The organism is Mycobacterium sp. HUMS_12744610, assembly GCF_041206865.1.
Lineage (GTDB): Bacteria > Actinomycetota > Actinomycetes > Mycobacteriales > Mycobacteriaceae > Mycobacterium > Mycobacterium servetii.
In genome coordinates, this window is sequence record NZ_JBGEDP010000001.1 from 765,558 (window position 1) to 778,355 (window position 12,798).

Genomic DNA, 12,798 nt, shown 5'->3' on the forward strand with positions numbered 1-12,798 from the left:
GGGTGTCCGACGTGTCAGCCGGGGCGGGTGCAGGTTCGCTGGATGCTTACGTCGGGGTCCTTGTGGTGCGGTCGAGGAAGTCGGTGACCGCGGCGGTAAACGCGTCGTTGTTGTCGCCGGCAACCATGTGACCGGTGCCGGTGACGTCCGTCGTTTCGGCGTGCGGGACGAGCTGGAGGAATTCGTTGACGGTTTCCTGGGAGACTACGTCTGACAGTGCGCCGCGTACTAACAGCGTTGGGGCCGTGATTCGACGTGCTCCTTCGGCGAGAAATCCGCTGATGGCGTCGAACTCCTCGCTGCCTGTCATGAGATTGCCTTGCAGGACATCGAAGTTGGAGCTGATGAACGCTGGGTCCCAGCGCCAGATCCATCGTCCGTCGCTACGTTGCCGCAGGACCTTGTGCAGGCCGTCGAGATTTTCGGGTCGCGCGCGCCGGGGGTTGTATTCGGCGATGATGTCGGCGGCGTCATTGAGTGAGCCGAATCCGTCGGGGTGGGCGGCCATGAATGACACGACGCGACGGGCTCCATGAAATTCGATCCGCGGGGTGATGTCGACCAGGACAACGGCTGCCCAGAGGTCGGGTGGGGCCAGCAGATGGGTAGCGAGGATGATCAGCCCACCCAGCGACGCGCCGACGACGGCGGGGGGACTGTCGGCGCTGACGTGTCCTCGTACCGAGATCAGATCGGATACGAACCGTTCGACGTCGTATTGTCCGATCGGGTCCCAGTCGCTGTCGCCGTGACCTCGTGTGTCGTAGGCGACGACGGTGTAGCCGTGGGAATGGAGTCGACGAGCGGTGGTGGCCCACGCGTGACGGTTCTGACCGCCGCCATGGAGGAGCAGCACGACGGGGCGAGTCGCGGCGTGCCGGTAGCAGTCGGCCACGAGAGTGATCCCGTCGCTGGTGCGGATGCGCTCCTGGCTAATTGTCATGTGGTCCGATGTGGTCGGCCGTTGTGAGTCAGGGGTTTCCGTTGCGGCCACCAGCTCGCTTCGCGCAGCAGTGTGGCGATCGCGGGAACCGTGAGCGTGCGAACGACGAAGGTATCCAGAAGTAGGCCGCAGCCAATGATGAACCCGGCTTGGATCATGATCGCGATGGAGCCGACGATCAGGCCGAACATGCTGGCGGCGAAGATGAGCCCGGCCGAAGTGATGACTGAGCCGGTATTTGCGACGGTTCGCAGGACGCCGACGCGAATGTTGTGGGTCGATTCTTCGCGTAGTCGCGAGATGAGCAGCATGTTGTAGTCGGCGCCGACGGCCACCAGGATTATGAACGCTAGAAGCGGTACGGGCCAGGCGATTTCCTTGCCGAGGCCATATTGAAAGACGAGGGTTCCCAGTCCGAGCGCGGCGCCGTAGTTGAGCACGACGGTACCCAACAGGTAGAGCGGGGCGACCAGGGCGCGCAGCAATACGACCAAGATGAGGCCGACGATGACGAGGGTCGCAAAGGCCAGCTGATGAAAGTCGGCGGAAAGCAGGCGTTGGATGTCGGAGTTGACGGCGGGGAATCCGGCCATCGACACCGTGGCGTTGGCCAGCGAGGTGTTGGGTCGTGCGGCATCGGCGATCTCGGTGATTTTGTGGGCGAGGTTCATCGCGTCGCTGCTGTAGGGGTCGTAACTGGATTCGATGGCGAAACGCGCGGTTTTGCCGTCGGGCGACAGGAAATGCTTTGCGACGTCGGCGAATTGGCGGTTCTCGAAGGCATTGGTGGGAAGGTAGAAGCCGCTGGCGTTGTCTGAGCCGGCGGTGGTTCGTGCGGAATTCTGCAGTTGGGTGGCGATTTGGCTCATGCCCGACAGCATTTCGATGTTGCTGTCGGCCAGGGTGTGCACGCCGGTGGCGAGGGCCTGTGCGCCGGAGGCGAGTTGGCTGATGCCGCTTTGGAGGCGGCGGATGTTGCCGGCCAGGTCGGCAGGGTCGCCGAGTGCTCCGAAAGCCTTGTCCAGCGACGTGATTGCGTTTTGGACGTCGGCCACGGTGCCGGCCGCGGTGTCGCTGCCGGGCTGGTAAAGGTCGCCGAGGTTGGCGAGCTGGTTGAAGAAGCCGGTATGGCGCAGGGTCACCAGGATCTGCACCTGGTCGCGGAGTTGGGCGCATTCCGGTGTGGTCGCACACCATGGGGAGGTGTTGAGCGCACCGACGAGCGGGTCGATGGCGGCGATTGCGTTTTGGGCTTGGTCGGCTTGCTGGCGCAGTCCCGGACCGGTTCGGATGGCTTGGTCGACGGCCGGGGCGGTAGCCGAAAGCTGCTGTAGCAGCGGACGGAACCGCTGGACTTGGGATCCACTGGATTGGGCCTGGGTGAGGATCCCGGTCAACGGTGTCAACGCGGTGCGCAAGGTGGTGTCCAGTTGCGCGAGACCGCCGGCGAGTTGGTCGGCGCCGTGGGTGAGTTTGGCCAGGTCATCCTTATGGGCGTCTCCCTTGGCGACCGCGCCGGCCATCTTGTTACCGATCTGGCCGTTTTGCCACGACAGTTGAGCCTGGTCCAGGCGTGCGCCCGTGGGCCGGGTGACACCGGAGACCTTGGTGACACCAGGCAGTTGCGAGACCCGAGACGCCATTTCATCCAGGTCGGCCAGGGCCTTGCTGGTGCGCATATCAGTGGGCGATTCAACCAGCATGAATTCGGTGATGATGACGTCCTTGCGAAAGTGGCGGTCCAGCAGGTGATACCCCTCATTGCTGGCGGTGGTCGCCGGCTGTCCTTGGCGATCGTCGTAGCTGATGTGCATAGTCAGCGCGACGGCCGCCAGGCCTAGCACCAGGGCCAGACTGGCGACCAGCAGTGGAACGGGTCGACGCACCACGGCCACGGCGATCCAGTTCCAGTAGCGGCGTGTGCGGTCGGCCTTGGGTTCACCGATGCCGCGTTTGGCCGCCAGCGCCAACACCGGGGGAAATAAAGTCACCGTGGCCGCAAATCCGACAAAGACGGCGATTGCGCACGCGGGACCCAACGCGGCGAACACGCTCAACTTCGCGAACACCATGGCCAGAAACGCAAACGCCACGGTGGCGGCCGAAGCCAAAATCACGCGCCCGATGGTGGCGGTCGCGTTGATCACCGACAGATCCGGCGGGACGTTTTGGCGTCGCTGCTCGTGATATCGACTGATCAAGAACACCGAATAATCGGTGCCGGCACCCAGCAAGATCACCGTCATGAAGGCGATGGTGAACTGCGACACCGGCATGCCCGATTCGCCCAACGCTGATAGCACTCCGCGCCCCACCGCCAGGCTCACGCCGATGACCAGCAGCGGCAGCAAGGCGGTAAACACCGACCGATACACGACCAGCAAAATCATCGCGATCAGGCCTGCTGTCGCGACCGAGATGACAACCAAATCCTCTTCGGCCGAAGCGATTTGATCGCGGAAGGTGGCCGGGGGCCCGGTGACGCGAACATCGGTGGGTGAGCCGCTAAATGCCTGGGCGGCGATCGTGCGGACCGCCTGGACCGATTCGGCAGCTTTGAGATCGCCCAGCGTTCCGGCCACTCCCACCGGCACATACCAGGCTTTGCCGTCTTGGCTGACTGCCTGGCTTGCGGTGACTGGGTCGGCCAACAAGTCTTGAACCAAGCGCACATGCTCCGAATCGGCACGCAACCGGGAAATCATCGCGTTGTAGCGTCCGCGCACCGGCGCAGTCAGGCCCGCCGGATCCTCCATCGCGACAAATATCGTCGTCTTGGATCCCTGCTCGCCGAAGGCCGCGCCCATGCGGTCTACCGTCTGAAGCGATGGCGCATCGCGCGGTATGAGATTCACTGACTGCTGTCTAACAACGGTTTCCAGCTGCGGGAACAGCACCGCCAGGGCAGCGGCGCTCACCACCCACATGCCGATGATCAGCACCTTATGTCGGATACTGAAACCCGCCAAGCGCGCTAGCCGATCGCTGTACGCGCCCTCACCGGCCGCAACCTTTTGAAGTCGCTCCCGAACAGGGCGACTCAAGGTCGCCACGCCCGAAGAGACCCACCCGTTGTCTGCCATCCCCCGCCCCGCTACTTCGAAAGAAATCAACGGTATCGCAACAGTACTACCAGTACCCTTCTACCTGCCCGGCGAAACCGCCACCGGTGTCCGAAGCTCTCTGATCGCCGCCGCGCAACCAGCCGCTTCAGGCGGTGACCAACGCGCCGTCGACGGTCCAGCATGTCCGGTACAGCGACACGTGATCCCTTTGCGCACAGGCGGTTTGACAATGACGATGCACCGACTCCGAAACAGTGACCGCTTCATGAACGGCGCAGGCGAAATCCCAGCCGGGAGATCAACCTGATCGGCTCGTCGCGCACGTGGTCATACATTTCCCGGTTCATCAACTCGTCGTCCAAGTAGGAGCAGGAGCGAGGAGGGTAGTGACGGGGACGAACGCGGCCGCGGTCATCAACCGGCGGCTGTCGGTGTAGGCGCCGAGTGATACCGCGGCGGACCAGCCTGAAATCGCGAACCCCCCGCGCCCACACATGCGTCTTGGTTAGCCCAAGCGGCACATTCATCGCCGACCAGCCCCGCCCGTCTGTGCGATTCCCCCTCGCGCCCGCCGGCAGAGTTCGTTCGTCCGCCACACGAACCGGCCTGTGGTGGCCGCGCCCTGGAGCTGCTCAACCAGGGATCGTCCGACCCGCTGCCCGATCATGCGTCCTCCTTCGCCCCACAGACCCTTACAGACAAGTGTACTAGTGGTATCGCTACGCTACTAGTAGTAGCGTAGCCGTCTAGGGGTCGAATCAATCGACCGATGCAGCCGCGATTCGGTGCCGGCCAGCTACGCGCGAGGTTTACGGTGACTACATGGAGCGCGACACCCTGGAATTCCCGGTCGACGACGATGATGACGTCGACCCGCGCCTGTTGCGCTCACGAACCCGGCTATTGGATGCGGCCACCAAACTCCTGAGCGCCGGCGGCATCGAAGCCGTCACCATCGACGCGGTCACCAAAGCCTCCAAAGTCGCGCGCACGACCCTGTATCGCCACTTCAGCAGCTCCACTCAACTGCTTGCCGCCACATTTGAAAGGCTGCTGCCGCAGGTCCACCCTGCACCGGAGACGGGATCGTTGCGCGACCAACTCATCGAACTGTTGAGCCGACAGGCCACGCTGTTCCAGGAGGCACCGCTGCACGTCACCACCCTGGCCTGGGTCGCGCTTGGCCGCACACCAAACGGCACCCAGGAAACCCACGACCGGCACGCGCTGCGCACACGGATCATCGACCAGTATCGCCAGCCATTCGATGCCCTGTTGCAAAGCCCCGAAGCCCGCGCCGACCTCGACGATTTCGACCCGGAGCTCATCCTGTGTCAACTCGTCGGGCCAGTGGCGTTTGCCCGACTCACCGGGCTGCGTGCCATCGATCGTCAAGACTGTGAGCGCATCGTCGATGACTTCCTCGCCGCGCACCGCCGCAAGGCCGATGAGCCCGCATCGTAGGCCACCGTCCGCAAACCCCTCTTTCCGCAGCAGCCGCTTCACTTTGTCCTCCAAGACTTCAGGACTTCATGCTCGACGGTGAGGTCTTTGATGGTTTCCCTATAGACCAACCGCCAACGTCACCAGCGGGCCTATGTCGCCGAAGTGTCTTCTGGTGCGGGGTGCAGCAGAAAGTAGGCGTTTAGGTCGATGTCTTAGCGACCGTCGGGCGCTATTGAGAAAGGTGCGTTGGATGTTGCAAAACTCGCGTGTTCTCCGAGGCTGTCTACGGCGATCCGCTTTGGTTCGCGTGGCCCAATCACATGAAGATCTTCTGCAACAACAAGGGCGTTGTCGCCAAGTCCACCCACGTGTGCAACAACTACCTTCCCCGGGGAAATGTCGGTCTGGAACTGGAGCTAACCCCGCCCTAGTCCCGCCGCGGTCGGGACTGCATGCACCTCAGCAATGCCTTAGTAGTGCGGTGAGGCCGCCGGGAACCGGTCGGTGGTCGCCGACTGCGGGTCATCTTGCCGGGGCAGCAGGTAGGCGCGAACCGCCGAACGTGGCCCGTAGGGCCGAAGTAGCTGGCTGGCCGGGCGAGTGCGTACCTGCTGCGGCCACCAGAACCAGCGCCCCAGCAGCGCGGCGACGGACGGCATCATGAATGAGCGCACGATCAGGGTGTCGAACAGCAGACCCAGGCCGATGGTGGTGCCGACCTGCCCGACGACTTTCAAATCGCTGAATATGAACGAGGCCATGGTGGCGGCGAAGACCAGGCCCGCAGACGTCACCACCGCACCGGTGCCGGCCATCGAGCGGATGATTCCGGTTTTCAAACCGGCACCGATTTCTTCTTTGAAACGGGACACCAGCAGCAGGTTGTAGTCGGATCCGACGGCCAGCATCAAGATGATGGACATCGCCAGCACCATCCAGTGCAGTTTGAAGCCGATGATGTCCTGCCACACCAGCACGGACAGTCCGAACGAGGCGCCCAACGAGATCAGCACCGTGCCCACGATGGTGACCGCGGCGACCAGGCTTCGGGTGATGATCAGCATGATGATCAAAATCAGGCTGGCCGCAGCTATTGCCGCGATCATCAGGTCGTATTTGGAGCCGTCGCGCATGTCCTTGTAGACCGCGGCGGTGCCGGCAAGGTAGATCTTGGCGCCCTCCAGCGGAGTTCCCTTGATGGCTTCCTTGGCTGCGTTCTTGATCGGCTCGACGTGCGAAATGCCTTCCGGGGTCGCGGGATCCCCTTCATGGGAGATGATGAAGCGGGCCGCGTGCCCGTCCGGCGACAGGAACATCTTCAGACCGCGCTTGAAGTCGGGGTTGTCGAAGACTTCCGGCGGGATGTAGAACGAGTCGTCGTTCTTGGCGGCGTCGAAGGCCTGGCCCATGGCGGTCGAGTTTTGGCTCATCACGTCCATCTGGTCATACAGCGACGACATCGAGCTGTGCATGGTCAGCATCATTTGCTTCATGGTCGTCATGGTGGCGATCATGGGCGGCATCTGCGCCAGCATCTGCGGCATCAAGGCGTCCAGCTGAGATATGTCGCCGGCAAGATAGGTGAATTTTTCGGTGATCTGATCCAGACCGTCGAGCGCGTCGAAGAGGGATCGCAGCGACCAGCAGCCCGGGATGTCGAAGCAGTGCTTTTCCCAGTAGAAGTAGCTGCGAATCGGCCGGAAGAAATCATCGAAGTTGGCGATGTTGTCGCGCAATGTGTTTGTGACATCCAACATTTCATGCGTGAGGCCGTCCATGTGGTGGGTGACCGCGGCCATCTGCGAGGTGATGTTGTACATGCGCTGCATGGTGTCGATGGACTGTTGCATCGCGTCGGCCTGCTTGAGCATGTCGTCCATGCGCTGGTGCATGTACTGCTGGTTTTCGACCTGCGTGGTGTTTTGCATGCTGATCTGGAACGGGATTGAGGTGTGCTCGATCGGCGTTCCCAGCGGCCGGGTGATCGCCTGGACGCGCGCGACACCCGGGATGTGGAAGACCCCCCTGGCGATCCGGTCCAACACCAGCATGCCCGCCGGGTTGCGCATGTCGTGATCGGTCTCGATCATCAACAATTCCGGATTCATCCGGGACGCGGGGAAATGCCGTTCGGCGGCGGCGTAGCCGATATTCGCGGGGACGCTCGGGGGTAAATACAGCCGGTTGTCGTAATTGGTTTGATAACCGGGTAGGGCGAGTAGACCGATGAGGGCGATCGCGACTGACACCGCGAGAATTGGCCCGGGCCAGCGCACGATCGCGGTGCCCACCCGTCGCCATCCCCGGGTCCGCATCTTGCGCTTAGGATCGAACAGCTTGAAGAAACTGCCGACGGTCAGGACCGCCGGACCCAAGGTCAGCGCGGCAGCAACGGCGACCAGCATCCCGACCGCACAAGGGATACCCATAGTCTGGAAATACGGAAGCCGGGTAAAGCTCAGGCAATACATCGCACCGGCAATAGTCAGGCCAGAGCCAAGGACGACGTGCGCGGTTCCGTGGAACATGGTGTAGAAGGCTTTTTCGCGGTCCTCGCCTAGGCCGCGCGCCTCTTGATATCGGCCGAGAATAAAGATCGCATAGTCTGTCCCAGCGGCGATGGCCAACAGCACCAAAATATTAACCGCGAAGGTCGACAATCCCATGATGTTGTTGTAGGCCAGGAAAGCGACAACCCCCCGAGCCGCCATCACCTCGATCACCACCATGAACAACGTGCTGAACACGGTGATAATCGAGCGGTATACCCACAGCAACATCACGATGATCACCACGAAGGTGATGATCGTGACCTTCTGGAGGCTCTTTTGTCCGGCCGAGTGCTGATCGGCGATCAACGCCCCAGCGCCGGTCACATAGGCCTTGACCCCCGACGGCGCAGGCACGCTGTCCACGATCTTGCGGACCGCCGCGACAGACTCGCTGGCCAGGCTCTCGCCCTGGTTACCAGCAAGATACGCCTGCACATAGGCGGCCTTGCCGTCGGAGCTTTGCGAACCGGCGGCCGTCAGCGGATCCCCCCAGAAGTCCTGGACGTGCTGGACGTGTTTCGTGTCAGCCTCGAGTTTGCGGACGATCTGGTCGTAGAAATGGTGGGCCTCATCGCCCAGCGGCTTGTCACCTTCCAGCACGATCATGACCGCACTGTCACTGTTGAATTCGTTGAATACTTTGCCGATGTGCTTCATCGCTTGCATCGACGGCGCGTCCTTGGGGCTCATCGACACGGTGTGTTCTTCGGCGACCGCGTCCAGCGATGGAACCAAGACGCTGAGGACGACGACAAGCCCCACCCAGGCAAAGACGACGGGCACCGCGAGTTTGTGGACCGTTCGCGCGAAAACCGGCATATGCGGCAGCCCTGCGGCCCGGTCATCGGTCATGCGGACTTCACTATGCAGAACGTTTGCGCATTCATACCCTGACTCGACCTTTCGTCCTTGACCACCTCGTCCACGATGATCCGGCAGCCGATTTGGTTGCTGTCGCCCTGCGCGACGATGTTGACGCTCACCGAGGGCAGCGTCGAGGTAACCGAGAGCGTCCAGGGCAAAGGCACGTTGCTAGCTTTCTGGGGCTGGGCATTGATGTCCAAGTAGTTGATGTTGGCCACCGTCCCCGGGGGACCATAAACCTGGTAAACCACGCGCTTGGGATTGAACGGCTTGATCTCATCGGCGATGCCGCTGGTCATCGTCTGATCGTCGTGGACGCCGAAAAAGGTGCGAAGCCGCAGTACGCAGAAGCCCGCTACCGCCACCACCGCCACGATGACCAGGACGATCCACATTTTCTTCATCGCAGCGCCAACGTGAATCCTCCCCAGCCAACCATCTCCCGCTAGTTGGGCGCCCCACCGCCCATTCGACTGGATCGATCGCAACTTAGCGTTTGGCGCAAAGCCATTGCCGGCGGAAGGCTGCGCGGTCTCGCCTGGTTCCCGGCCATCGACAAGGTTGGCATCGTTTTCACCGGTTGCAGTTCGCCAAGCCACTGCGTCCTGGTCTCCTTTTCTGTTCATGAGGTTTCAGAGATGAGGCCGATGCACCTGGCGGTCAGCAGGCGGGTCAAGGCGGACGCGAAGCCCAGATTCCACTCGGGCGGAACGACTTGCGCGCCCTTTGCGTAGACATCGGTGAGCCGCTCTGGCGGGTTGGCGTCTGCCAGAGGGTGGCCACCAGCGAGTAGGCGGCCAACAGCATATCCAGTGATCCCGAACGGCCGAGCGCAGGCAACGAGCTCTCAATTGCGTCGGCGGGGATAGCGTCGCGGCGGTCCTGATCCGCTTGACCTCGACAACCCGTTCGTCGTCCACCTCGTGCTGCGACCGGCGTCTTGGTCCGCGCCGCACTTGAAGCCCTGCGCTACTGGCTGCTCTATGTTCCACGACCTGCGCGATGGGCGGATTATGCGCTGTTCTTTTCCGGCGCGGTGGTGAGATGACGGATAAACATCGCCACCTCCTCAACCGCGCGAAGCGCATCTGGGTTGACGTCGAAACCGAGCTGGAACATGTGCATCGCCTTGTGCCACTGCTGCACCCACACTGGTACGCCGTGAGCCCGCAGCCGGTCGGCCAGCGTGAGGGTGTCATTGAGCAGCATCTCGTGGGTGCCAACCTGGAGCAAAAATGGGCCAAGGCCATGCAGATCGGCCTCCGACGGCATCACTGGCGCCGCCCGGGTGCCGTTGACAGTACCGAAGACGTCATAGAGGAACTTCACCGTCATGAACGGAAACATCACGTCGCGATGGTCTTTGAGGGCCCGGTACTTCAGCCCCATATCCGACGACGTCAGCGGTGACATCAGCGCCTGACCCGCAGGCACCGGCAGCCCGCTGTCGCGGGCGGCCAGTGCGGTACCGGCAGCCACCATGCCACCGGCCGAATCTCCTGCTAGCACAATGCGATCCGCTGAAAAGCCGAGCGACATAACGTAGCGGTAGGCGTCGAGCCCGTCGGACACGGCATCCTCAAGGCGGGCCTGCGGGGCCAGCCGGTAACCGACATTGAATACCCGCGCGCCGGTCTCTTGGGAGAGCTTACCGACAAACCGCCGATGCGAATTGAGACCCAAAGTCACCAGCGCCGAGCCGTGGAAGTAGACGATAACCCGGTCGGACTGGCGGGCCGTCGGGAATACCACCCACTCGGCCGGACACTGTGGCAATGCGACGGGGGTCACTTGAGTTCCCGCCGGTGGCGGCACCACGCGCAGCGGTTTGTCGATGACGTCAAGGCGTGCACGCTGCAACAGGTGAGGACTGAAACGGTTGATGACTATGCCGATGACGGTCAAGGTAGCGAGCACTGGGCGCGCGAAGATAGCCGTCAATAACGCCAGCAGGCGCGACTGCCAGCAGATGGAGCCGAAGTGGGCGCTCGCGGGCCGATCCCGCCAATCAGACGAATTCACAGAGCCAACGGTATCAGGTACCGCATGTATTAGATACTATCTGTATGGGGTCCGCTGTAACGCGCGAAGGAGTGAGGACGGTAGCGGTCTGCACGTTCGACAGACCCCTCGCGATCGGACGGGAGGGGCCCAGATCGCCGACTTCACAATGCTAGCCTCGAGGTTTCATGTCGTTGGGGGTTGTGACGGCGTGTAATGCACGGAAGCGCCTGTCCTGCAGGGAATTCTTGGGATTGCTGAAGTCTCAAGATCCTCAAGCAGGAAGGCAACTCCGTAGGTGAAGCGTAACGCAGTTGGTGGGCTGGTCGTCGATGATGTCCGCGAGTCGTTGGTGACGTCATCGGGCGCGGCGATGATGAACGAGACGATCCGGGTTGCGGGCCTGGGGCTTGTCCTATCGAGGGCGCTGGGGCCGTGGCGGCTGGCGCGGGCCCGCCATGATCCGGGCAAGGTGCTGCTTGACGTGGCGATCGCGGTCGCGCTCGGTGGTGACTGTTTGGCCGATGTGGCCGCAGTCCGTGCGCAGCGCGACTTGTTCGGAGTCGTGGCCTCCGACCCGACTGTGTCTCGGTTGTTTGCGGCGTTGGCCGTCGATGACGCCACCACCGATGCTGCGGTCATGGCGCTGCGCTCGGCACACGCTGCAGCCCGTGACCGGGTCTGGTCACGGCGTCGGCCGCTGGCGGGAACACCGGGAACACGAGAGGGTGGGCAGGTCATCGTCGATATCGATGCCACCCTGGTGGCGGCGCATTCGGATAAGGAGGGCGCTGAGGCGACCCACAAGATGTCTTATGGGTTCGCCCCGATGTGCGCTTTTGTCGACCATGGCGAGCACGGCACCGGAGAAACTCTGGCGCTGGACCTACGCCCGGAAAGGCCTCGCCGTTCAATAGTTCTGATCACATCACAGTGCTGGGCGCCGCGCTGGAACAACTGCCCGCCGCCGAGCGGGGCCAGGTGCTGGTGCGCGCCGATGCCGGCGGGGCGTCTAAAGCATTCCTGCATCACCTCACCGACGCCGGATTGCACTATTCCATCGGGTTTCCCGCTCACGGCCCTGTCCAGGCCGCGATCGAGACGATTCCCGAGCAGGCTTGGGTGGCTGCGCTCGACAGTGACGGCGCACCTCGTGAGGGTGCGCAGGTCGCCGAGCTCACCAACTGGATGCCGACCCCGGTCAAACCCACCCGTTCGCCGGCCAAGTACGGCCCCCAGGAATGGCCACGCGGGATGCGAGTCATCGCCCGCCGTGAACGTCCTCACCCCGGTGCCCAGCTACGGCTGACCGACCATAACGGCTGGCGAATCACCTGCTTTGCGACCAACACTCGCGGAACCGGCTGGACGCTGCCGACCCTGGAAGTGCGTCACCGCCAACGCGCCCGCGCCGAAGACCGTATCCGCTGTCTGAAGGACACCGGCCTGCGTAACCTGCCTTTCCACAGCTACCGGGCCAACCGGATCTGGCTCGAAGTCGTCGCCCTGGCTGGCGACCTGATCGCCTGGACTCAAACCCTGGCCTTCGAGCGTCATCAACCCGCCCGCAGCCAAGATCGATCTCGTGACACGGACGGGTGTGATTTGTGATGAGTTTTGGGCGGTGGTCGAGCCGTTGATGCCGTCGCATGACGGTAAGCGAGGCAACAGGTTTCGTGATCACCGGCTGATCCTGGAAGCGATCGCCTGGCATTTTCGCACAGGATGCCCGTGGCGGGACCTGCCCGCCGAATTCGGGCCGTGGCAAACAGTGTGGAAACGCCATCACCGGTGGTCGCTGGACGGCACGTACGACGAGATGTTCGCCCGGGTCGCGGCCTCGTTCGGGTTCGACGCCGACGTGCACGCCGACATCGAAAAGCTGTTATCAGTCGATTCGACCAACGTGCGTGCCCATCAACGGCTC

General features: G+C 62.7%; 6 protein-coding genes and 4 pseudogenes. 4 read left to right on the top strand and 6 right to left on the bottom strand.

Translation table 11 applies throughout. The features are described from left to right. Positions 1–46: 46 nt before the first annotated feature. Positions 47–943 carry an alpha/beta fold hydrolase gene (locus AB8998_RS03905; RefSeq protein WP_033717417.1) on the bottom strand — a complete coding sequence of 299 codons (897 nt, stop codon included), beginning with the start codon at positions 941–943 and terminating at the stop codon, positions 47–49. Then, on the bottom strand, positions 940–4,026 hold the full coding sequence (locus AB8998_RS03910) for an MMPL/RND family transporter (protein ID WP_007172203.1): 3,087 nt from the start codon (positions 4,024–4,026) through the stop codon (positions 940–942). Before AB8998_RS03910 ends, AB8998_RS03905 begins: the two co-directional genes overlap by 4 nt. 804 nt (positions 4,027–4,830) lie before the next feature. Here AB8998_RS03910 and AB8998_RS03915 point away from each other — a divergent pair. Then, positions 4,831–5,472 carry a TetR/AcrR family transcriptional regulator gene (locus AB8998_RS03915; RefSeq protein ID WP_007172204.1) on the top strand — a complete coding sequence of 214 codons (642 nt, stop codon included), beginning with the start codon at positions 4,831–4,833 and terminating at the stop codon, positions 5,470–5,472. Between the two features lie 245 nt (positions 5,473–5,717). Further along, positions 5,718–5,874, top strand: a pseudogene (locus AB8998_RS03920) (DUF5078 domain-containing protein); the annotation flags it as partial. A 50-nt stretch (positions 5,875–5,924) separates the two neighbouring features. Here the strand turns inward: AB8998_RS03920 and AB8998_RS03925 are convergent. The 4 genes and pseudogenes from AB8998_RS03925 to AB8998_RS03940 form a co-directional block, all read right to left on the bottom strand. Beyond that, positions 5,925–8,858 (bottom strand): MMPL/RND family transporter, encoded by a 2,934-nt coding sequence (locus AB8998_RS03925; RefSeq protein ID WP_007172562.1) that lies wholly within the window; start codon positions 8,856–8,858, stop codon positions 5,925–5,927. Continuing rightward, positions 8,855–9,274: an MmpS family transport accessory protein gene (locus AB8998_RS03930; protein WP_007172563.1), complete on the bottom strand. Its 420-nt coding sequence runs from the start codon at positions 9,272–9,274 to the stop codon at positions 8,855–8,857. Before AB8998_RS03930 ends, AB8998_RS03925 begins: the two co-directional genes overlap by 4 nt. A gap of 218 nt (positions 9,275–9,492) precedes the next feature. Further along, positions 9,493–9,799: pseudogene (locus tag AB8998_RS03935) on the bottom strand (TetR/AcrR family transcriptional regulator); the annotation flags it as partial. 82 nt (positions 9,800–9,881) lie between these two features. Next, a complete protein-coding gene (locus AB8998_RS03940) occupies positions 9,882–10,892 on the bottom strand; it encodes an alpha/beta hydrolase (RefSeq protein ID WP_033721600.1) in 1,011 nt (336 codons plus the stop codon). Between the two features lie 277 nt (positions 10,893–11,169). Here AB8998_RS03940 and AB8998_RS03945 point away from each other — a divergent pair. Both AB8998_RS03945 and AB8998_RS03950 read left to right on the top strand, forming a co-directional pair. Beyond that, positions 11,170–12,458 (top strand): annotated as a pseudogene (locus AB8998_RS03945) (IS1380 family transposase); the annotation flags it as partial. Continuing rightward, positions 12,457–12,792 (top strand): annotated as a pseudogene (locus AB8998_RS03950) (IS5 family transposase); the annotation flags it as partial. The pseudogenes AB8998_RS03945 and AB8998_RS03950, both read left to right, overlap by 2 nt. Positions 12,793–12,798: the final 6 nt, after the last annotated feature.